This window comes from Streptomyces cinnamoneus, from assembly GCF_014650495.1.
GTDB classification, from domain to species: domain Bacteria; phylum Actinomycetota; class Actinomycetes; order Streptomycetales; family Streptomycetaceae; genus Streptomyces; species Streptomyces cinnamoneus.
Genome location: NZ_BMVB01000008.1, coordinates 191,501 through 210,072 on the forward strand (window position 1 = coordinate 191,501; position 18,572 = coordinate 210,072).

Sequence of the window (18,572 nt, forward strand, 5' to 3'; positions counted from 1 at the left end):
TGTGCAAGCATTGGGCCATGCATCGTGTAGTGGTCCTGGCGCTGGACGGCGTCATCCCGTTCGAGCTGAGCCTCTCCTCGCGGCTGTTCGGGGTCGCCACCGACCCCGACCTGCAGCCGCTCTACGAAGTGGTCACGTGCTCCCTGGACGGCAGGCCGGTCCGGACGGACGCCGACTACTCGATCGCCGTGGAGCACGACGCGTCGGTGCTGGCCACGGCGGACACCGTCGTCATCCCCGCCTCCGAGAACTTCGGGGACATCGTCGACCGCGACGCCCTGCCGCGCCGCACGGCCGAGGCGCTCGCCCTCATCCGGCCCGACGCCCGCATCGTCGGCATCTGCATCGCCACGTTCCTGATGGCGGCCGCCGGACTCCTGGACGGCAAGGGCGCGGCCACCCACTGGTACCAGGCCGACCGCTTCCAGCGGCTCTACCCCGAGGTCGAGCTCGCGCCCGACGTCCTGTTCGTGGACGCCGGCCGCATCCTCACCTCGGCGGGCGCCGCGGCCGGCATCGACCTGATCCTGCACCTGATCCGCCGCGACCACGGCAGCGGCATCGCCAACCAGGTGGCTCGGCGCTGCGTCATCCCCCCGCAGCGGGAGGGCGGCCAGGCCCAGTACGTGGAGCGGCCCGTGCCGCACAGCTTCGACGCCGGAACGTCCGCGACCCGCGCCTGGGCCCTGGACCGTCTGAACGAACCGCTCCAGCTGGCCGACCTCGCCCGGCACGCGGGCATGAGCCGCCGCACGTTCACCCGGCACTTCCGGGCCGAGGTCGGGCTCAGCCCGGGCCAGTGGCTGACCCAGCAGCGCGTCGACCTGGCCCGCCACCTGCTGGAGAGCAGCGACCTGCCCGTGTCCCGCATCGCCGAACGCGTCGGCTTCGGCACGGACGCCACGCTGCGGCAGCGGCTGCACGCCGCGATCGGGGTGTCCCCGGCCACCTACCGCCGCACGTTCCGGGCCTGACGGCGCCGCCCCCGGCCCACGGGGCTCAGTCCGGCTTCGGCCGCGACCGCAGGCGCTCCATCTGTGCGTGGCTGAGGTCGTGCGCCCGCCGCATGTGGCGGGTGATCACCTCAAGTTCGTCGTCGGTGTGCTCGCCGAGCAGTTCCTCCCACGCCTGGCCGAGGTCGTCCCACACCGCGGTGACCCGGGCGATGCGCGCCGGCACCGGGCTGACCAGCACCCGGCGGCGGTCCTCCTGGTCGGGTGCGCGCATGACGTAGCCCCCGCGCTCCAGCCGGTCCACCAGCCGGGTGGCCGAGCCCGTGGTCAGGCCCGTCATGTCGGCGATCTGCCGCACGGTGAACGGGCCGGGCTCCGCCGTCAGCAGGCTCAGGCACTGCACATCGGTCGGGTGGAGCCCCAGGTGATCGGCGACGGCCTGGTTGAACAGCACGTACGCCGCCAGATGGCGGCGGGACTCCCTCGACAACTCCTCGTACAGCCGGGCCCGGCGCGGGTCTGTCACCTGGATCACACTCCCCAATCGCTGCGCGGCGCAGCAATCCCGTCTAATCTTCTGCGTGGCGCAGCTAATGCGTCGCACAGTGATTCTAACGTCCAGGGGGACACTTCCATGCTCACCGTCGCCGTCACCGGAGCCACCGGAGCCCAGGGCGGGGCCACCGCCCGTGCCCTACTGACCGCCGGCCACCACGTCCGCGCGCTCACCCGCCACCCCGACTCGCCTGTCGCCGACGTCCTGCGCGGCCTCGGCGCCGACGTCCGGCACGCCGACTTCGACGCCCCCGCCTCCCTCGACGCCGCCCTCGCCGGAGCGGACTCCCTCTTCGCGGTCACCACCCCCTTCGGCACCGACACCGCCACCGAAACCCGCCAGGGCAAGGCCCTCGTCGACGCCGCGGCGGCCGCCCGTCTCGGCCACGTGGTCTTCACCTCCGCCGCCCACGCCGACCGCGGCACCGGCGTCCCGCACTACGAGAGCAAGCACGCGATCGAGCAGCACCTGCGTGCGGCCGGCGTGCCCTGGACGGTGATCGCCCCCGCGGCCTTCATGGACAACTACGCCGGCGGCTGGACCCTCGACGGGCTGCGCGACGGCACCTTCGCCTGGCCCATGCCGACGGACCAGCCGCTCACTCTGATCCCCGCCGCCGACATCGGCGCCTTCGCGGCGCTCGTTCTGCAGCGCCGCGACGAATTCGCCGGCCGTCGCCTCGACATCGCCTCGGACGAGCTCACCCCGGCCGGCATCGCCGATGCCCTGGCGGCTGCCCTCGGTCGCCCGGTCGCCCACCACGAGGTGCCGCTGGACTACGTCCGGAGCCGGTCGGCGGACCTGGCCGCCATGTTCGACTACTTCGCCACGGCCGGCCTCGACGTGGATGTCGCCGGTCTGCGCCGCGACTACCCCGAGGTCGGCTGGCACACCTTCGCCGACTGGGCCGCCGCCCAGGACTGGCCCGCCCTCGTCTCCTGAAGGAGCACCCTTCGATGAAGCCCATCGGTTACTGGCTCAACCGCACCGACAAGGCCCTTACGCGGTACATGGACGACATGCTGGGGGAGTTCGGCCTCACCCGGCTCGCGTGGCAGGTCCTGAACGCCGTCCAGGATGCCGCTGCTGAGGCGACCGACGCCGACGTCCTGTCGGTCCTGGCCGCCCATGCGGACCGTTCGACGCTGGCCGTCGCCGTCGAGAGGCTCCTGGCCGACGGCTGGGCGGCCCGCCCTGCACCGGGCCGGCTGGCCCTCACCCCCGACGGGCGTCGGCGCCTGACCGAGGCCGCCGCGCGCGTGGACGCGTTCCGCGCGCTGTGCACGGACGGCATCTCACCGGAGGAGTACCGGACGGCTGTGCTTGTGCTGGAGCGGATGACCCGCAACCTCGAAGCGGCGACGGTCCCCCTGCCCGGGCCTGCTACCGGGCCCGGGGCCCGTGGTCGGCGATGAACCGGTGCATGGCGTCACGGGCGTGGGCGTCGCTCCAGCCCGTGACGGCGAAGCGCAGGCGTCCCTTCATCTCCTGGAGCGCCAGGTCCTTCGCTTCGGCGACGCGCTGCCGGCTCTCCTCACTGCCGTCGTCACCGGCGAGTGCGGCCTGAAGGGCCTTGGCCCAGTCGCTGACCCACATCGCGGCGCCCATCCAGCTGTGGGAGCCGCCGTGCTCCTCCACCTCGGCCAATTCCGAGTTCTGTTTGCGCGTCAGCGCGCCCTCGCGGGTCACCAGCGCGACGGCGAGCTCGGCCGTCTCCTGGACCAACGCCTCATCGGCAGCGGTGGCGGTGCATGCGGGTATGTCAGCCATGGCCGTGATCGTAAGCGTTCGCCCTGATCCTGGATATGAGATGGCGGAGTCTGTTGCGTGTGGTGGTGAGTACGACGTCGGGGGCGTCGCTTTCGCGGAGGTGGATTGTTCCGGTGGGGTCGGCTGCTAGGTAGACGCACGACGATCCGGCCTCGCTGAACGACGACTTTTGCCAGCTCACGGTATTTTCCTTGTTCCTCTCAGACGGCTTTCGCGATGCGGTGGATGAGCTCACGCGATTCGGTTGGCTTGAGTGCAACCTCTTCCATGCGGTCCAGGGTCAGGCGGTAGCGTTCCAGCCGCGACGTGGCGTCGATGAGCTCCTGGCCGTGTGTGGTGTCGATGGCGACTGTGTCCAGTTGGGGTACCGGTCCGTGAAAGTAGTCGACCCCATGCCCGGAAACCGGGAACGATGTGCCGTTGAAGGGGATGACGACCAGGCTGACGTTGTCCCGCTCGCTCATGCTGATGAGGTGAGTGAGCTGGGCCCGGGAGGTCTCGGCGCCACCGAACTGCATTCGCAGAGCCGCTTCGTGGATGATCGCCTTGTAGGGCGGAGGCGCCTCGCGGAACAGGATCTCTTGCCGCTTGATGCGATGCGACACTCGGTGCTCGACCGCGTGCGGTGCCAGCTGTGGGACGAATTCGCGAAAGACTGCGCGAGCATGCTCAGGAGTCTGGAGCAACCCAGGCACGGTGATCACCTGGGCAACACGTAGCGCCGTCGCGTGGTGCTCTGCCTCCGCGAGGTCGAGCAGGCTGCCGGGCAGGATCTCCCGGTATTCCTCCCACCAGCCTCGCTTGCGCTCGCCCGTCATTGCGGCGAGTGCGTTGATCAGAGGCTCGTCCGAGCAGTCGTAGACGCGGGCCAGGGCGCACACCCTCTCCGCGCTGACTCCGTAGCGCCCGGCTTCGATGTTGCTGATGCGCGACTGGGTGATACCGAAGCGGGTTCCGGCCTCTGTGGCCGACAGGTCTGCGCGCTCACGCAGTCGCCGCAGCTCGGTCCCAAGGCGCCGTCTCCGTACGGTCGGTAGAGGTGTGCTCGGCGGCATCGTGCTCCTCGTTGCTCGCACTCAAGTGCGCTGGCGTCACTCGTTCGGGCCCCTCGCGGGCTACGGTCCATGGAACCCAGGAATGTAGTCCATGAACGTCGCTACGGTGTGAGCCAAGCCACTCAACCGGCAACCCCGCCAGGAGACTTCCATGGCCACCGTATCCGCGTCGCAGCCCTGGTCCTACACGCTCGAACTGCCGCGCGACCCCCGCGCACCCGGCATCGCCCGCACCACCGTCCAAGCCGTGCTCGCAAGCCACCGCATGAGTGAACTCGCCGAGACCGCCACCCTCTTGACGTGTGAGCTCGTCACCAACGCCTACCTGCACACCGAAGGCCCCTGCTCGCTGCGCCTCCACGGCCGTGACGGCGATCAGCTGCGTGTAGCGGTATGGGACACGAGCCCCGTCGTTCCCCCGCCCTTCGGTGGCGGCGGCAACCCCGAACGCAACGGCACCGGTGAAGCCGGGCGGGGGCTGCTGCTCGTGCGGATGTGTGCCGACAGTTGGGGGAGTCGTACGTACGACAAGCGCCGCTTCGGCAAGACGCTCTGGTTCGAGCTGGCGCACCCGCGCCGCCCGCAGGTGGCCAAGGCCACGTACGCGTCCCCGGTCGGCTGCGCCGAGTGCGCCAGCCTTGAAGCCGCCCGGCGCGCAGCCGTCCGCGGCGGCGACACGGCCAAGGGCGTCGACGCCACCATCGCCGTGCGCAGTCACTTCCGCGATGCGCACCTCCTGCCGAGGCGGAGGACCGCCCGATGAGGCCCACGCGCTGCCCCCACCCGGCGTGGACGCACACGGGCAGGGGTGAGGCCCGTTGCGACCGGTGCGGCACCCGTCGCTTCGACGCATACGGGGCGCTGCGACCGCCCGGGCCGGCACCCGTGGTGACCCCCACCTGGGCCGCCCGGCGCGCGGCGGACTGGGCCGCGGCCCACCGCGTGGCGCAGGCCATGGGGCGGGGCCGGGGACGCCGCCGGGCGGCGCCCGTCACCCCGCCCGGCCGGGGTCACGGGTGCCAGACCTCCTTGATGGTCTTCACCTTGCCCTCGGAGTCCAGCGTGATGTCGTAGATGTTCCCGGAGCAGGTGTACGGCTGCTTCACGGCGCTCTGGTTCGTCATGCAGTCACCCGCGTGCGACCACAGCTCGCCGACGGGGACCGTCTTGTACGAGCCGGACCCCGTGGAGAGCTCCGCCTTCACCTCTCCGGCGGTGAACAGGTAGTACTTGGCCGCGCCCTCACCGTGGTAGATCCAGTCGTTGGGCGTGCAGGTCGGCTTGGCGTCCTTGGCGGACATCGAGCCCTTCGACGGCGGGACGGCGATCTCGATCATCTTGTGGCCGGCGGGCAGTTTCGGCGGCTGCCCGCAGTCGCCGAAACTGCCCTCGCCGCCGGACTTGTCCGCGGAGCCGCCGTCGGCGGGCTTGGCGGACGGCTTGGCGGAGGCGCCGGAGCTGCTGCCGCCGCTGCCGGCGGCGGAGTCGTCCTCCGGGCCGCACGCGGTGAGGCCGCCGCCGAGCGCGGCGACGAGTGCGATGGTGCTGATGAGATGTCTGGTGGCCTTCATGCCAGCGTTCCCCCGTACTAGAAAATTGTCGTGATCATGTTCGATCGACGAGGATTTCTACACCACGGGGCAGCTCAAGATCCAATCACCGTGCCGGGGGGCCGCCCGGCATGTGGGCACGCTTACCGTGACCCCATGGCCCACGCGAAGACTTCGTACGTCTGCCTGCCCTGCCGGGCCTCGTACAAGCAGCCCTATCCCGGCCGCTACGACCGCGAGCGGCTCTGTCCGCGCTGCACCGCGCCGCTGGTCCACGTCGGTTCCGCCTTCGCGCCGCCCCGGCGGCGCGATGCGGCCGCCTGGCGGACGCTCTCGGTGCTGCTGCACGCCGGGGTGCGGTTCCACGAGGGCTGCTGCGGCGACGGGCCCGGCTACCGCCCCCGTACCGTGCGCGAAGTGCGCGAGCGGATGGCGTACGCCCGGGCCACGGGCGAGCCGTTCGACCGGGCCCTGGTGCGGCCCGAGGTCCAGGCCCCGGCCGGAAAGCGCCTACCCGCACCGCCCATCCACCCCTAGTGTCATGCCCGCCTCATGCATGCTCGGCAGTCACCGGCGCGGAGAGTGGTGGGATATGGGCCTTCCGGAACGTTCCGACGAACCCTCGCAGCAGTCCGACGGCGAGCCCCCGGGCCGCCGTCTCTTCCTCTCCAGGGCGCTCGGCACCACCGCCGGGCTCGTCGCCGTCACCGCGGCCGGTGCGATCACCGGCGGCGTGACGTCGGCGCACGCCGCGCCCGGCTCCGCCATGGGACCGGCGCGGCAGGAGGGGCAGCGCAACTGGCGCTTCTGCAACAAGTGCTTCGGCATGTTCTATTACGGCTACCCGACGAACGGCGTCTGCCCGGCCGGCGGCGCGCACTACATGGCCGGCTACGACTTCGACATCCCCTACAACGTGGGCGAGACGCCCAACGCCCAGGCGAACTGGCGCTTCTGCGACCGCTGCTTCGGCATGTTCTTCTTCGGCTACCCGAGCGGTGGCTGGTGCCCGACCGGTGGTTCGCACAGCGCCGCGGGCTTCAACTTCGTGCTGCCGCACGACGTCGTCGAGACCCCGAACGCCCAGGCGTACTGGCGTTTCTGCACCAAGTGCTTCGTCCTCTTCTTCTGGGGCTACCCGGCCAAGGGCCGCTGCCCCGCCGGCAACGAGCACAACGCCGCCGGGTTCAACTTCGTCATCCCGCACTGGTGAGCAACGGGTGGTGCCCCCGCGCCCGGAGACGGACACGGGGGCACCATCCCGGCCTGTCTTACGGCAGGATCTCCAGCTGAACGTGGCTCCGGGTGTCCTGGAGGCCGGAGGCGAGGCAGTCCGTGGGCAGCTGCTGGGGCAGCGAGGTCACGGTCCGGCGTACGGAGCGGCCCTTGCCGCGCCCGTCGGTGACGTGGCCCGACTGCAGGATGGTCAGGACGCCCGCGGCGCGCGTGACGGTGCCGCCGTCGATCGCGATCACCGACCGCCGGCCGTCGGCGTAGCGGACGGTCTCCGTACCGCCCGCGCCGGACAGCGAGACGCAGGCGGCAGATGTCGCGACGCTGTCGAAGGAGCTCGTCGCGGGGGTGATGCGGCCGCCGGTGGTGCAGGTGTAGCGCACGTCCGCGTGGACGCGGGTCGCGCGGGACGGAAGCGTGAGCGGCGGATCGTAGCGGCCGTGAGCGGTGCCGGTGCAGAAGACGGCCTCGTGCCCGCCCGTATGAGCCTGGCCGGCCGGCGCCCCGACCATCGACGTGACCATGAGCGCCAGAGCTCCCAGCGTCACCGTCGTACCGCGCCTGATCAACACAAGCCCCTCCAGGAATGTCGCCCACCTCTACGGGCACGTGGCTACCCGGGGGAGCACTCGGCTGACCGGGCGCCTCGCAGTGCATCACCCGGGCACACCCGCCCCGGCGCGCTCCCTGCACACGCCTGCACCCCCGGTGACTCGCGTGGCATGCGGAACGTGCCGGGTAGGAAGCGCCGGACGCGTCCCGTCGAGCGGGAACGCGAACCGAGCAGGAGGAGACCCGAGTGAGCCGTACGACTGCCTCAGCCGCCGCATCCGCCGACGCAGCCACCGCTGCCGACGCCGCCACCGCGGCGAGAGAGCGCGTGTTCGCCATGATGGACAGCGACGGGGACCAGGTCGTCACGCGGCACGACTACCTTTCCCGCATCGACCGGACCGTCCTGGCCACCGGGCGCACGGAGGACGACCCGCTCGTCGTCACCGCCCGTGCGGAAGGCGTCAAAGCCTGGGGCGCGATGGACGCGAACGACGACGGGAAGCTGACCTTCGACGAGTACAACGCGTGGGTGGGCGCCGACAAGTTCGACAACATCTGCCGGTTCGCGCTCGGTGCGCTCTTCGACCTCGCCGACGCGGATGGGGACGGCGCCCTGGACAAGGCCGAGTTCACCATGCTGCGCACCGCACTGAACAACCCGCCCGGGAACGCCGCCGCCGCGTTCGACGCGCTGGACGCCGACGGCGACGGCCGGGTCGGCCGCGACGCGTACCTGGCGACGATCCGCGCCTACATCGTCGGCGACGGCTCCCCTATGGGCGAGGTCCTGTACTAGGCGGGCCGTGTGCCCCCGCCCGGGACGGGCCGTCCGCGCCGCACCTCGCACGGCGTCGGCGCGGACGGGGCGGACCCGGGGCGCGTCCTAGTCGCAGGCCCGGCCGTTGCGGTCCGGGTCCAGCTTCAGCGGGTCGTCCTTGCCGTTCAGCCGCAGCGCCTTGTAGTCGTGCGCCGTGAGCCACTCGCAGCGGGCGGCCGTCGTCGCCGCGACCGTCTTCGGGAAGACCGTCGGGACGCACACGTTCTCCGCCCCGTAGTGGCGGTCGCAGCCCGCGATCTGGGCCGACACGGGGTGCGACTTCCTGTCCGGCTCCGGGACGGACGCCTTCGCCTCGTGCTGCATGGCGCCCGCGAAGTGGTGCACCATCGGCGCCGCCAGGGCCTCCGGGCCGCCCAGGTGCACCCAGGAGGCCACCGACGGGACGCCGGCCGCGTCCACGGCGAAGAGCATGTACCAGCCCGGCGGCGCCAGGTTGGGGTTGCTCGTCACGTTCAGGTCGATGGTGGTGCCGTCGGCGCCGACCGTCATCGGCAGGTCCACGAAGCGCTGGTTGGGGTCGGAGGAGTGCGTGACGGCCGCCGGGCGGATCAGCTCGGCCCTGACCACCGGCCGGTCCACCGTGATCCGCTGCGTGCTCGCGTACTGCCACTTGTCCTTCGCCACCGACGTGATCTGCGGCCGTGCGCCCTTGTAGAGGTACGGCGGCGTGTAGATCGAGACGTGGTCGTCGAACGTGCCGTTGCCGGGGTTGTCGCCGACCGCCATCACCCGGCCGTCCGGCAGCAGGAACGCCGACGAGTGGTACGTGCGCGGGATCGGGTCCGTGGCCAGGCCCGGCTGGAAGGTGTTGGTCTGCGGGTTGAAGAAGCTCGCCTCGAACACCGGGTCCGCCCGGTCGTGCAGACCGCCGCCGGTCTCCAGGACCTTGCCGTCGGGCATCAGGACCGCCGAGACGTACATCTTGCCCTGCGCGCCGGTCTGCGGCTTCTGGCCCTGGCCCTGGTCGACCGTGCCCTGCGGCAGCAGCGGCGCGGGCTTGTACACGGGGTTGGGCTGCTTGAGGTCGATGAGGTCCGTGAGCCGGCTCGCCTCGGGGTTGGTGTTGACGTTGCCGCCGCCCATGGTCAGGACGCGCTGGTCCTGCGCGGGCGGGAGCAGCACGCTCATCGACTGGTCGCGGCGGTCCTTGTCCTGCAGCCCCGGCACGTCGGTGATCTTGTTGGCGTCGTAGTCGTAGATCGACGCGCCCGTTCCCGGGGTGCCGTCGCCGAAGACGTGGCTGCCGGAGTAGAAGAGCCGCCCGTCCTGCATGAGGATCATGGACGGGTACAGGCCCCAGTACGACCAGGTCTGGTTCACCTCGTTGCGCGGCAGCCACTTCTGCTGCGACTGGGAGAACTTCTCGGCGGTCACGCTGCCCGTCGAGTCCTCCTTCAGGCCGCCGAAGCTGATGACGTCGCCGTTGCCGAGGAGGGTCGCCGAGGGGTACCAGTGGCCCTCGTTCATGTCGTTGGTCTTGACGTACTTCTCGGCCGCCGGGTCGAAGATGTAGCTGTCCTTGAAGCCCTCGTAGCCGTGGCTGCCGTCGGCCGCCGGGTACGCCTTGTTGCCGCTCATGATGAGGACCCGGCCGTCCGACAACTGCACGTGCCCGGCACAGAACATGTCGACCGGCGTCGGGATCGTCCTCGTCGTGCCGGTCTTCGGGTCGTAGACGGCGGACGTGAACGTGCCGGCCTTGAACATGTCCGGGTCGTTGCCCGAGCCGGCCACGAGCAGCACCTTGCCGTTGTGCAGGACGACGGAGTGCATGCTGCGCACCGGGTTCTTGAACGGCATGACCGCCCACGTGCCCTTGGTGCAGGCGTCACCGGCGGTGCAGACGTCGCCCACCGCGGGCTGGGTCGCGTCCTCCATGTCGTAGTCGTCGGAGACGACCGTGCCCGTGCCGTAGACGGACACGCCCCAGCTGATCTGGTCGGTGCCCGGCGGCACCACGGGCGTACGGACGGACGCGCGCGTGTACGCGGCGGCGACCGGCAGCGTCTTGAGGTCCGTCCAGTACTGCCAGCCCGTCTTCACGTCGTGGCGGAAGACGGTGACGGACGCGTCCGGGGTGGTGCTCTTGTACCAGAGCGAGAGGTCGTACTGGTGCGCCGGCGTCACGCTCGGCGCGCACGAGGTGTCCTCGACCATCAGCGCCTTGCGGTCGCCGTCGACGCGGCGCGTGAGCGTGACGGAGAGGGCCTTGCCGCCGCTGTGCGACTGGTCGGTCGTGCCGATGGTGAAGTCGTTGTTGCCCCAGCCGGACTTCTCCCAGCACGTCGGCAGGCCGTCGGAGGAGCGCGCGGCTTCGAAGCCGGGGTTGACGACGAGGTTCGACCCGGCCTCCGCCGGGCCGGGCGCGGCCAGCAGCAGCCCGAAGGACGCGCTGGAGGCCAGGAGCAGCGCCGCCGCCCGGGTGCGTCTTCTGCGTCCGGCCGGGCGGGTGCGTCTGCCGGGGGTGACTCTCAGGTGCATGCCATCACGTGTCCCTTCTTGGACGGCGGTGCCTGCCGCCGCGGCTCCGGGCGAGGCGGGTGCGCGGCACGTACACCAGCGCCTCGGTGGCGGCGTAGCGCAGGACGAAGGTGACCAGCAGGGCCAGCGCAGTGGCGGGCAGCACGCCCAGGCCGAGGCCGCCGACGAACACGGCGATGAGCGGGATGCGCAGCACCAGGTCGGCGTTGGCCAGCAGGGCGACGCGCGCGAGCCGGTCCGCCCAGTGGCGGTGGGCGCGGCGGTGCTGGAAGAGCAGCAGCTCGATGAGGGCGAAGTTCCATACGACGCCGAACTGGTTGGCCACGATCTCGGCCGGCAGGTAGTGCAGCCCGGTGCCGGTCAGCAGCGTCAGCCCGAGGAGGTTCGGCAGGAAGCCCGTGAGCCCGATGAGCCCGAAGGCGAGCATCCGGGCGAAGGGGGAGGCGGTGCGCAGCGCGGCGAGGTGCCGCAGGAAGCGGAAGCCTTCGCGTGCGGTGGACTTGGACTCTCCGGCGAAGCGTTCCTGGAAGGCGAACGGCACTTCGGTGACGGCCGCGGGCCGGCACCGGACGACCAGTTCGAGAAGGATCTTGTACCCGAGCGGCTGCAACCCGGCCCCGTCCGCGGCGCCGGCGCCCGCTGCGCCGTGCACGCCGCCCGTGCCACCTCCGGCGCCCGGGGCGCTTGCCGTGCCGATGGCGCCGGCTGCGCCGTGCACGCCGCCCGTGCTGTCTCCCGCACCCGGGGTGCTTGCCCAGCCGGCAGTACCCGTCGCGCCGCGCATATCGCCGACGGCACCCGTCGCGCCGCGCACACCATCCGTCGCGCCCCCGGCGCCTCCGGCGCCCGCTGCGCCTCCGGCCGTGATCGCCCCCGCCACCGTCTCCCGGCGGACGGCGAAGAAGCCGCTCATCGGGTCGCTGACGCCCCGCAGTGCCCGGGGGAAGAGGGCCTTGGCCAGCCACGTCGCCCCGCGCGAGACGGCCACGCGGTAGCCGCCCGCCAGTCCCGCCCGGCTGCCGCCGGGGCAGTAGCGGCTGGCGACGACGAGGTCGGCGCCCTCGCGGACGCCCGCGTCGACGAGCTCGGGGACCAGGTCCGGCGGGTGCTGCAGGTCGGCGTCCATCACGACGATCCAGTCGGAGTCCGCCGCCCGCATGCCCTCCACCACCGCCCCGCCCAGCCCGCCCTCCGGCACCGCGCGGCGCACCACGGTCACCGGGTACGGGCACCCGGGTGCCGCCTCCTCGATGACGGCGGCCGTGTCGTCCGTGCTGTCGTCGACGAACACGGCCCGGCAGGGGTGGCGGACGGGCAGCGCCGCGCCGAGACGGCGCAGCAGCTCGCGCACGTTGCCGGACTCGTTGAAGGTGGGGACGACGACGGTGACCGACTCCGGGCCCGCGACGCCGAGCGCGCCGGGGGCGCGTAAGGCGTCGGTGCCGCCGCTCACCGCGCGGTCTCCGCGACCCGGCGGATCTCGATCCGGTCCTCGCCCTCGCCGAACGAGGCCACCGGCCGCGAGTGCTCCAGCGCGGCCTTGACCAGCGGCAGCGTCACCGCGTCCCGCCGGACCGTCGGTGAGGACACGACGTAGTGCACGTCCCGCCAGCCGCGCGGCATCGTCCGGGTGACCGCCGGGTCGAGGTCGGCCTTGTAGAACCAGACGGCCCCGGTCCCGGGCCGGTAGCCGGCGTGCACGAGGTCGAGCCAGATCGCGTCGTCGGCCAGGACGCGGGTGCCGCCCGGGTCGGCGACGTTGGTCCTGTCGCCCAGCCAGGACGCGGCAGCCCGGTAGGGGGCGTTGGCGTCGACGGTCAGGGCCGGACGGTTGCCCTCGTACCAGCGCGGTACGACCAGCACGGCGGCCGTCACGGCCAGCATGCCGACCGCCGACCGGCGCACTACCGTCCAGCGGGCGCCCCGGCCGGGGCGCGAACGCAGCAGGACGCCGACGACGGAGGCCGCCACGCCCGCCAGGGCCAGGGCCAGGAACGGCAGCACCTGGATGACGTACATGGCCGGCAGGTAGCCCGAGGGGCGCAGGGCGACCAGCGCGAGGATCACCGCGGCCGCGGCCGGCCCGGCGAGCGCCCGGCCCGTGCGCGACCAGCGGGCGGCGGCCACCAGCACCACCGCGGCGGCCAGCCCGCACAGCGGCAGGACGCGGTCGTAGTAGAGCCACGAGTGCAGCACGCCGTGCGCGCCCGAGCCCTCGTCCAGGACGAAGCCCGAACCCGGGCGGCTCATCTGGTACGTGATGCCGTCGATCAGGGAGACGTGGCCGGGCCCGGGGAACAGCTCGTGATTGAGGAACGCGAACAGCGGATAGGCCAGGCCGATCAGCCCGCACGCCGTCACCGCGCCCGTCACGGCGAACTTGCGGGTGTCGCGGTGGCTGTGCCGCCACATGGTCAGCATCAGCGCGGGCAGGATGACGAGCATCGTCTCCTTCGACAGCACCGCGACGGCCGCCGCCAGCCCGGCCCCGAAGTGGTGCCACAGGTGCCGCCGGGGCGAGGCGGCCAGGCAGAAGGCCAGCAGGATCCACATCACGGCGAGGTTGTCGAGGAAGATCTCCCGCTGCAGGACCACCGCCAGCGGGGACAGCCCGAACAGGGCCGTCGCCAGCGCCGCCGCCCACTTCTGCAGCCCCAGCCGCCGCCCCAGGACGTACACCAGCACCGCGCTGACCGCCGACACCAGCAGCATCGCGCAGCGCATCGGGGCCACCGACATCGCGTCGGGGGAGAGGGCCGCCGGTATCCAGGTGACCAGCGCGATCTGGATCCAGCCGAGCGGCGGGTGGTCGTACCAGTAGGTGTAGTGGGCGAGCCCCTTGCCCTCCTGGACCGCCCACGCCTGCGCGAGGTAGGTGCCCTCGTCGTCGCTGAGGGCGGGGAAGCCGGTGATGTTCCACCCCTGCACCAGCAGGATCGCGGCGAGCAGCCCCCCGCACACCAGCAGGTCGGGCCGGGAGCGGCGCAGGCGCAGGACGGGTCTGAGCCGGGTGGGCGCGGGCAGCGGCGCGGCGGGGACCGCCGGCGCGGTGGGGAGTGTCGCGGTCACGAAGTGACGTCCTCTCGGGCGAGATGCGCGCCGACGTGTCGGGTGAGCTCCCAGTCGCTGCGGCCCCGCTGCTCCCGCCAGACCGCGCGCACCGCCGCCCCGGCGAGCATGAGCTGGTAGAAGGGGCCGCCGAGGATGAGCTTGAGGTAGTGGACGAAGCGCACGCGCAGGCCGTACTGCGTGCCGAAGTCGTGCAGTCCGACGATCTCGAACATGAACGTGACCAGCATGGTGACCGCGGGCAGGAAGGTCACCACGGCGACGCCGGCGGGGACGTCGAGGAAGAGCGCTATGGCGATGTTCAGCGGGATGATCAGGCCGGTGAACGCCTGGAAGAACGGCGTCATCAGGGTGTAGCGGGCGAGCAGGCGCTGGGCGACGGTGGGCAGTTGCCGCCAGTCCTTCTTGCGGTAGACCTGCAGGAAGCCCTGGTTCCAGCGGGTGCGCTGCTTGAGCAGGCTCATGAGCGTGCCCGGCGTCTCCTCGCGGGTGACCATCTCGGAGTCGTACGCGACGACGACCCGCTTGCCCCTGCTGGACAGGCGCACGCCCAGGTCGCAGTCCTCCGCCAGGCACTCCGGGTCCCAGCCGCCGGCCTCGCGCAGCACTTCGGTGCGGACGAAGACGGTGTTGCCGCCCAGCGGGATGAAACCTTTCTCCGCATGCAGGTGGAGGCGGCTGCGGAACCAGAAGAAGTACTCCAGGCAGTTGCGCAGGCTGTACCAGCTGGAGTGGAAGTTGATCAGCTGGACGCCGCCCTGCACCACGTCCGCGCCGGTCGCGCGGAAGGCGTGGTCGACGTGGGTGAGCAGCTCGGGGTGGACCTGGTCCTCGGCGTCGAAGACGCCGACGACCTCGCCCGTGCAGTGGGGGAGCGCGGTGTTGAGGGCCTTGGGCTTGTTCTTCTTCCCGTGGGTGTCCACGATCACGCGCACCCGGCCGGGGGCCGCGGCCGCCACCTTCCCGGCGACCTCGGCGGTCTCCGGGTCGTCGTGGCCGACGATGACGAGGATCTCGAAGCGGCCGTGCGTGGACTCCAGCAGCCGGGTGACGGTGTGCTCCAGGACGGCCTGTTCGTGCCGGGCGGGCACCAGCAGCGAGAAGGACAGGGTGCCCTCGCCGTTCGGGGGCTCGAAGCGGGTGCCCGCGAGCGTCTCCGGCGTGCGCCAGGCGTGCATCTGCCACCAGAGCGTGAAGGCCGCCATCCAGAAGAGGGCGAGCGACACCACACAGACGAACACGGAAGTGAGCAAAGAGGTCCCCCCTCGAAAACGCCCGGAAGCACCGCGGCAACGCGCGGCTCTCCCTCCTCACGCGACTCCCCAGTGCGCGTGTTTCTCCCCTTCGGGAGAGAGTAAGGGGGGAAGGTGAAACTCAGGTGCTGAAACGATAAATCCTGTGTTTCCCAACGAACTCCGTACGCATCCCGCAAAGTTGGCATAGACCATTCCGGAGCGGGGAAGCGCACGGCACGCCCCCGACGCGGTCATGGCGCCCCCCCCGACGCGCTCACGGCGCCCCCCGACGCGGTCATGCCATGGCCTCAAGGCGCACTTCCCCACGCTCCGGGCCGGTGGGAGACTCCCCGTCATGGGTGCGTTGAGGCGCATACACAAGGCTGTTTCCCGGCTGCGGTACGCCGCGGGAGCCGCGGCCCTCGCGGCCGCGGCCGTCATGACGCTCACCGGCTGCCAGCCGGCCGCCGGGCTCGACGCGGTCACCGTCGCCGTCACCACGCAGCGCCAGGCCGGCTACGCCCTCGACCGCGAGGGCGTGCGCGTCGCCTGGCTCAACTGCACGGGCACGACGGAGGGCGGCGGCAAGGACTCCGCCGGCAACACCCAGCCGGTCACCGCCATCGGCGTCGACTGCGAGGGACGCACCGACTCCGGCAAGAAGATCATCGTCTTCGGCCGGGTCACCGGCATCACCGGCCAGGCGTGTGTGCACGGCCTGCTGACCGCCAAGGTCGACGGCAGGACGGTGTTCTCGGTGAGCGTGCTCGGCGACTGCAGCAAGACGGCCGGCGGCCCGCCCCCCGTCCCGTCCCACCACCCCGGCCAGTCGGGCGGCCCGGCCCCCTCCGCCAGCTGCACCGACAAGCCACCGCCCGGCGATCAGGGCCACCACCAGCAGGGGAAGTGACGGCGGGGCGCAGGTGCGATGGCCGCGGTCGTACGGACGTACCGGTAACATCCGGATCGTAGAAGCCGACGACCCGGGAGGAGCCACCGGTGGCGGGAGAACCGCAGGCCGACTGCCTGTTCTGCAAGATCCTCGCAGGGGAGGTGCCCGCGACCGTCGTCAAGGAGACCGAGACGACCATCGCCTTCCGGGACATCAACCCCCAGGCGCCGGTGCACTGCCTGGTCATCCCCAAGGTGCACTACCCGGACGCCGCCTCCCTCGCGGCCGCCGAGCCCGCCATCGCCGCCGACGTACTGCGCGTGGCCGGCGAGGTCGCCCTGCAGGAGAACGGCGACAAGGGCTTCCGCATCGTCTTCAACACCGGCACCGGGGCCGGCCAGACGGTCTTCCACGCCCACGCCCACGTCCTCGGCGGCCGCGGCTTCAACTGGCCTCCCGGCTAGCAGACCCCCGGCCAGCAGGCCCGGTCAGGAACAGCGAGTACCACCTTGTCCGTACGCGAGCTCGTCGTCCTCGGCACCGCCAGCCAGGTGCCCACCCGGCACCGCAACCACAACGGCTACGTCCTGCGCTGGGACGGCGAGGGCATCCTCTTCGATCCCGGCGAGGGCACGCAGCGTCAGATGCTGCGCGCCGGCGTGGCCGCCCACGACCTCAACCGGATCTGCATCACCCACTTCCACGGTGACCACTCCCTGGGCCTGGCCGGCGTCGTCCAGCGCATCAACCTCGACCGGGTGCCCCACCCGGTCACGGCGCACTTCCCCGCCAGCGGCCGCCGCTTCTTCGAGCGGCTGCGCTACGCCACCGCCTACCGCGAGACGGTCAAGCTGGTGGAGGAGCCGGTGGCCGGCACCGGCGCGGTGATGGCCGACAGCCGGGCGTTCCGGCTGGAGGCGCGCAGGCTCTCGCATCCCGTCGAGTCCTACGGCTACCGCCTGGTCGAGCCCGACGGCCGCCGGATGCTGCCGGAGCTGCTGGCGGAGCACGGCATCGGCGGGCCGGACGTCGGCCGGCTGCAGCGCGAGGGCGAGGTCCGCGGCGTCACCCTGGACGAGGTCAGCGAGGTCCGGCGCGGGCAGCGCTTCGCGTTCGTCATGGACACCCGGCTGTGCGACGGCGTCCACGCCCTGGCCGAGGGATGCGACATGCTCGTCATCGAGTCGACCTTCACCGACGAGGACGAGTCCCTCGCCACCGAGCACGGCCACCTGACGGCCGGCCAGGCGGCGCGCGTGGCGGCACGCGCGGGGGTGCGGCACCTGGTCCTCACGCACTTCTCGCAGCGCTACGACGACCCGTCCGTCTTCGAGCGGCAGGCCCGGGCGGCGGGATTCGACGGGGAGCTCACCGTCGCCCGGGACCTGATGCGCGTGCCGGTGCCGAAGCGCCGGTGACCTACGGCAGGTAGTACATCGGGTTCGGCATCTTGTAGGTGCGGTCGGCGTAGCCGCCCTGCAGGTCGCTGTACTGGTCGCCGAAGTTGGCGACGATGTCGAAGCCCTTGGACTCGATGTACTTGCGGGTGCCCGACTTGTACTCGACCGTCGTGCACTTCGCGCCGCACGCGAGGTAGGCGGGCGGGGTCTGCTTGTTCTTCAGGAAGAAGTGCGCGGTGTCGGCGACGGGCTTGTAGCCGACGTTCTTGAGGTTGCGGGCGCTCCACTCGCGCTGGTGCTCGCCGCGGCCGGTGACGTAGAAGACCTCGATGCCCTTGGACTGCGCCCAGTTGACCAGCTGCGGCATGCCGAAGACGGCGGCCATGTCGGTCGACTTCAGGTACGCGTCCTGCGACTCCGGCGTGAAGTGGAAGCCCTGCTGGAGCTCGTAGTTGTAGGTCAGCAGGGTCGTGTCGTCCAGGTCGACCACGATGGCGGGCTTGGCGCCCTTCTTGCCCTTGACCTGGTTCTTGACGACCTTCTCCAGGTGCGCCTTGGCCTTCTTCTCGATGTCGGCGACCTGCTTGGCGTAGTTGCTGTCCGCCGAGGCGTAGTGCTGGCCGGACGCGTCGACGGTGTCGCCGTAGAACGCCTTGATCTTGTCCTGCACCTGGGTGAGGTTCGGGATCTCCTTGTCCGTGCGGGGCACCGCACGGTCGGCGCTGGCCGCGCCCGCGGTGTAGAGGCCAGCGCCGGCGGCGAGGGCGGCGGTGACGGCGGCGATGCGGACGCGCTTGGACTTCAGCGACAGGGACGACGGCACGTGATGACTCCTGAGTAACAACGACGGTGCTCCGTGAAGCTAAGCGCTTGACCTGAGCTGGTCAAGGCCCGGCTCAGGGGCGGCTCTACGCGCGGAGAAGATCGCGACGCGGGGTCCCGGGGCGTACCGTGGGGGCAGACCGAAGACACGAAGGGTGGGGCC

At 71.5% G+C, this 18,572-nt stretch carries 22 protein-coding genes; 11 read left to right on the forward strand and 11 right to left on the reverse strand.

Going from position 1 to position 18,572, the window contains the following annotated elements:
* The first annotated feature begins 17 nt into the window (after window positions 1–17).
* The gene (locus IE182_RS14470) at window positions 18–974 is read left to right on the forward strand and encodes a GlxA family transcriptional regulator (RefSeq protein WP_190110195.1); all 957 of its coding nucleotides are present in this window, start codon (window positions 18–20) and stop codon (window positions 972–974) included.
* A gap of 25 nt (window positions 975–999) precedes the next feature.
* Here the strand turns inward: IE182_RS14470 and IE182_RS14475 are convergent, their stop codons facing one another.
* Window positions 1,000–1,488 (reverse strand): MarR family winged helix-turn-helix transcriptional regulator, encoded by a 489-nt coding sequence (locus tag IE182_RS14475; protein WP_190110196.1) that lies wholly within the window; start codon window positions 1,486–1,488, stop codon window positions 1,000–1,002.
* Between the two features lie 99 nt (window positions 1,489–1,587).
* Between IE182_RS14475 and IE182_RS14480 the strand changes: the two genes are divergently transcribed.
* Together IE182_RS14480 and IE182_RS14485 are read left to right on the forward strand one after the other, a co-directional pair.
* Entirely contained in the window at window positions 1,588–2,451 is an 864-nt protein-coding gene (locus tag IE182_RS14480) for an NmrA/HSCARG family protein (protein ID WP_190110197.1), read from the forward strand.
* A gap of 14 nt (window positions 2,452–2,465) precedes the next feature.
* On the forward strand, window positions 2,466–2,924 hold the full coding sequence (locus tag IE182_RS14485) for a MarR family winged helix-turn-helix transcriptional regulator (protein ID WP_190110198.1): 459 nt from the start codon (window positions 2,466–2,468) through the stop codon (window positions 2,922–2,924).
* Here IE182_RS14485 and IE182_RS14490 read toward each other — a convergent pair.
* From IE182_RS14490 to IE182_RS14500, 3 genes are read right to left on the reverse strand one after another with little or no spacing between them, the layout of a single operon-like run.
* On the reverse strand, window positions 2,893–3,279 hold the full coding sequence (locus IE182_RS14490; RefSeq protein WP_190110199.1) for a hypothetical protein: 387 nt from the start codon (window positions 3,277–3,279) through the stop codon (window positions 2,893–2,895). The genes IE182_RS14485 and IE182_RS14490 overlap by 32 nt on opposite strands.
* Window positions 3,272–3,514 (reverse strand): DUF397 domain-containing protein, encoded by a 243-nt coding sequence (locus IE182_RS14495; RefSeq protein ID WP_308432108.1) that lies wholly within the window; start codon window positions 3,512–3,514, stop codon window positions 3,272–3,274. The genes IE182_RS14490 and IE182_RS14495 overlap by 8 nt, the downstream gene beginning before the upstream one ends.
* Entirely contained in the window at window positions 3,480–4,334 is an 855-nt protein-coding gene (locus IE182_RS14500) for a helix-turn-helix domain-containing protein (RefSeq protein ID WP_190110201.1), read from the reverse strand. Before IE182_RS14500 ends, IE182_RS14495 begins: the two co-directional genes overlap by 35 nt.
* Window positions 4,335–4,485: 151 nt before the next feature.
* Between IE182_RS14500 and IE182_RS14505 the strand changes: the two genes are divergently transcribed.
* Together IE182_RS14505 and IE182_RS32770 are read left to right on the forward strand one after the other, a co-directional pair.
* Window positions 4,486–5,097 carry an ATP-binding protein gene (locus IE182_RS14505; protein WP_190110202.1) on the forward strand — a complete coding sequence of 204 codons (612 nt, stop codon included), beginning with the start codon at window positions 4,486–4,488 and terminating at the stop codon, window positions 5,095–5,097.
* Entirely contained in the window at window positions 5,094–5,408 is a 315-nt protein-coding gene (locus IE182_RS32770) for a DUF6255 family natural product biosynthesis protein (protein ID WP_373303556.1), read from the forward strand. The genes IE182_RS14505 and IE182_RS32770 overlap by 4 nt, the downstream gene beginning before the upstream one ends.
* Here IE182_RS32770 and IE182_RS14510 read toward each other — a convergent pair.
* Entirely contained in the window at window positions 5,345–5,905 is a 561-nt protein-coding gene (locus tag IE182_RS14510) for a hypothetical protein (RefSeq protein WP_190110203.1), read from the reverse strand. The genes IE182_RS32770 and IE182_RS14510 overlap by 64 nt on opposite strands.
* Before the next feature lie 135 nt (window positions 5,906–6,040).
* Here IE182_RS14510 and IE182_RS14515 point away from each other — a divergent pair, with 135 nt between their 5' ends.
* The gene (locus IE182_RS14515; protein WP_190110204.1) at window positions 6,041–6,421 is read left to right on the forward strand and encodes a deoxyxylulose-5-phosphate synthase; all 381 of its coding nucleotides are present in this window, start codon (window positions 6,041–6,043) and stop codon (window positions 6,419–6,421) included.
* A 55-nt stretch (window positions 6,422–6,476) separates the two neighbouring features.
* Window positions 6,477–7,097 (forward strand): hypothetical protein, encoded by a 621-nt coding sequence (locus tag IE182_RS14520; protein WP_190110205.1) that lies wholly within the window; start codon window positions 6,477–6,479, stop codon window positions 7,095–7,097.
* Between the two features lie 58 nt (window positions 7,098–7,155).
* On the opposite strand, the gene IE182_RS14525 is transcribed toward IE182_RS14520, so the two are convergent.
* Entirely contained in the window at window positions 7,156–7,665 is a 510-nt protein-coding gene (locus IE182_RS14525) for a hypothetical protein (protein ID WP_190110206.1), read from the reverse strand.
* 251 nt (window positions 7,666–7,916) lie between these two features.
* Here IE182_RS14525 and IE182_RS14530 point away from each other — a divergent pair, with 251 nt between their 5' ends.
* The gene (locus tag IE182_RS14530; RefSeq protein ID WP_229844805.1) at window positions 7,917–8,468 is read left to right on the forward strand and encodes an EF-hand domain-containing protein; all 552 of its coding nucleotides are present in this window, start codon (window positions 7,917–7,919) and stop codon (window positions 8,466–8,468) included.
* 87 nt (window positions 8,469–8,555) lie between these two features.
* Here IE182_RS14530 and IE182_RS14535 read toward each other — a convergent pair whose 3' ends face one another.
* The 4 genes from IE182_RS14535 to IE182_RS14555 are packed head-to-tail and all read right to left on the reverse strand — an operon-like array spanning window position 8,556 to window position 15,313.
* Window positions 8,556–10,991, reverse strand: a complete 2,436-nt coding sequence (locus tag IE182_RS14535; protein WP_190110207.1) for a galactose oxidase early set domain-containing protein — start codon at window positions 10,989–10,991, stop codon at window positions 8,556–8,558.
* Window positions 10,992–10,995: 4 nt separating this feature from the next.
* On the reverse strand, window positions 10,996–12,444 hold the full coding sequence (locus IE182_RS32055; protein WP_229844806.1) for a glycosyltransferase: 1,449 nt from the start codon (window positions 12,442–12,444) through the stop codon (window positions 10,996–10,998).
* Window positions 12,441–14,060 carry an ArnT family glycosyltransferase gene (locus tag IE182_RS14550; protein WP_190110208.1) on the reverse strand — a complete coding sequence of 540 codons (1,620 nt, stop codon included), beginning with the start codon at window positions 14,058–14,060 and terminating at the stop codon, window positions 12,441–12,443. The genes IE182_RS32055 and IE182_RS14550 overlap by 4 nt, the downstream gene beginning before the upstream one ends.
* A complete protein-coding gene (locus IE182_RS14555) occupies window positions 14,057–15,313 on the reverse strand; it encodes a glycosyltransferase (RefSeq protein WP_229844807.1) in 1,257 nt (418 codons plus the stop codon). Before IE182_RS14555 ends, IE182_RS14550 begins: the two co-directional genes overlap by 4 nt.
* A 337-nt stretch (window positions 15,314–15,650) precedes the next feature.
* Here IE182_RS14555 and IE182_RS14560 point away from each other — a divergent pair, with 337 nt between their 5' ends.
* From IE182_RS14560 to IE182_RS14570, 3 genes are all read left to right on the forward strand, one after another.
* Window positions 15,651–16,205 (forward strand): hypothetical protein, encoded by a 555-nt coding sequence (locus tag IE182_RS14560; RefSeq protein WP_190110209.1) that lies wholly within the window; start codon window positions 15,651–15,653, stop codon window positions 16,203–16,205.
* An 89-nt stretch (window positions 16,206–16,294) separates the two neighbouring features.
* Window positions 16,295–16,651 carry a histidine triad nucleotide-binding protein gene (locus tag IE182_RS14565; RefSeq protein ID WP_190110210.1) on the forward strand — a complete coding sequence of 119 codons (357 nt, stop codon included), beginning with the start codon at window positions 16,295–16,297 and terminating at the stop codon, window positions 16,649–16,651.
* A gap of 45 nt (window positions 16,652–16,696) precedes the next feature.
* Window positions 16,697–17,605 carry a ribonuclease Z gene (locus IE182_RS14570; RefSeq protein ID WP_190110211.1) on the forward strand — a complete coding sequence of 303 codons (909 nt, stop codon included), beginning with the start codon at window positions 16,697–16,699 and terminating at the stop codon, window positions 17,603–17,605.
* Window position 17,606: 1 nt separating this feature from the next.
* On the opposite strand, the gene IE182_RS14575 is transcribed toward IE182_RS14570, so the two are convergent.
* Window positions 17,607–18,410 carry an HAD family acid phosphatase gene (locus IE182_RS14575; RefSeq protein ID WP_229844808.1) on the reverse strand — a complete coding sequence of 268 codons (804 nt, stop codon included), beginning with the start codon at window positions 18,408–18,410 and terminating at the stop codon, window positions 17,607–17,609.
* Window positions 18,411–18,572 lie beyond the last annotated feature (162 nt).

Excerpts from the sequence above, each read along its gene's own strand:
- IE182_RS14485 (WP_190110198.1), top strand. The coding sequence starts at position 2,466 with ATGAAGCCCATCGGTTACTGGCTCAACCGCACCGACAAGGCCCTTACG.
- IE182_RS14470 (WP_190110195.1), top strand. The coding sequence starts at position 18 with ATGCATCGTGTAGTGGTCCTGGCGCTGGACGGCGTCATCCCGTTCGAG.
- IE182_RS14520 (WP_190110205.1), top strand. The coding sequence starts at position 6,477 with ATGGGCCTTCCGGAACGTTCCGACGAACCCTCGCAGCAGTCCGACGGC.
- IE182_RS14500 (WP_190110201.1), bottom strand. The coding sequence starts at position 4,334 with ATGCCGCCGAGCACACCTCTACCGACCGTACGGAGACGGCGCCTTGGG.
- IE182_RS14510 (WP_190110203.1), bottom strand. The coding sequence starts at position 5,905 with ATGAAGGCCACCAGACATCTCATCAGCACCATCGCACTCGTCGCCGCG.
- IE182_RS14490 (WP_190110199.1), bottom strand. The coding sequence starts at position 3,279 with ATGGCTGACATACCCGCATGCACCGCCACCGCTGCCGATGAGGCGTTG.
- IE182_RS14535 (WP_190110207.1), bottom strand. The coding sequence starts at position 10,991 with ATGCACCTGAGAGTCACCCCCGGCAGACGCACCCGCCCGGCCGGACGC.
- IE182_RS14505 (WP_190110202.1), top strand. The coding sequence starts at position 4,486 with ATGGCCACCGTATCCGCGTCGCAGCCCTGGTCCTACACGCTCGAACTG.
- IE182_RS14480 (WP_190110197.1), top strand. The coding sequence starts at position 1,588 with ATGCTCACCGTCGCCGTCACCGGAGCCACCGGAGCCCAGGGCGGGGCC.
- IE182_RS32770 (WP_373303556.1), top strand. The coding sequence starts at position 5,094 with ATGAGGCCCACGCGCTGCCCCCACCCGGCGTGGACGCACACGGGCAGG.
- IE182_RS14560 (WP_190110209.1), top strand. The coding sequence starts at position 15,651 with ATGGGTGCGTTGAGGCGCATACACAAGGCTGTTTCCCGGCTGCGGTAC.
- IE182_RS14515 (WP_190110204.1), top strand. The coding sequence starts at position 6,041 with ATGGCCCACGCGAAGACTTCGTACGTCTGCCTGCCCTGCCGGGCCTCG.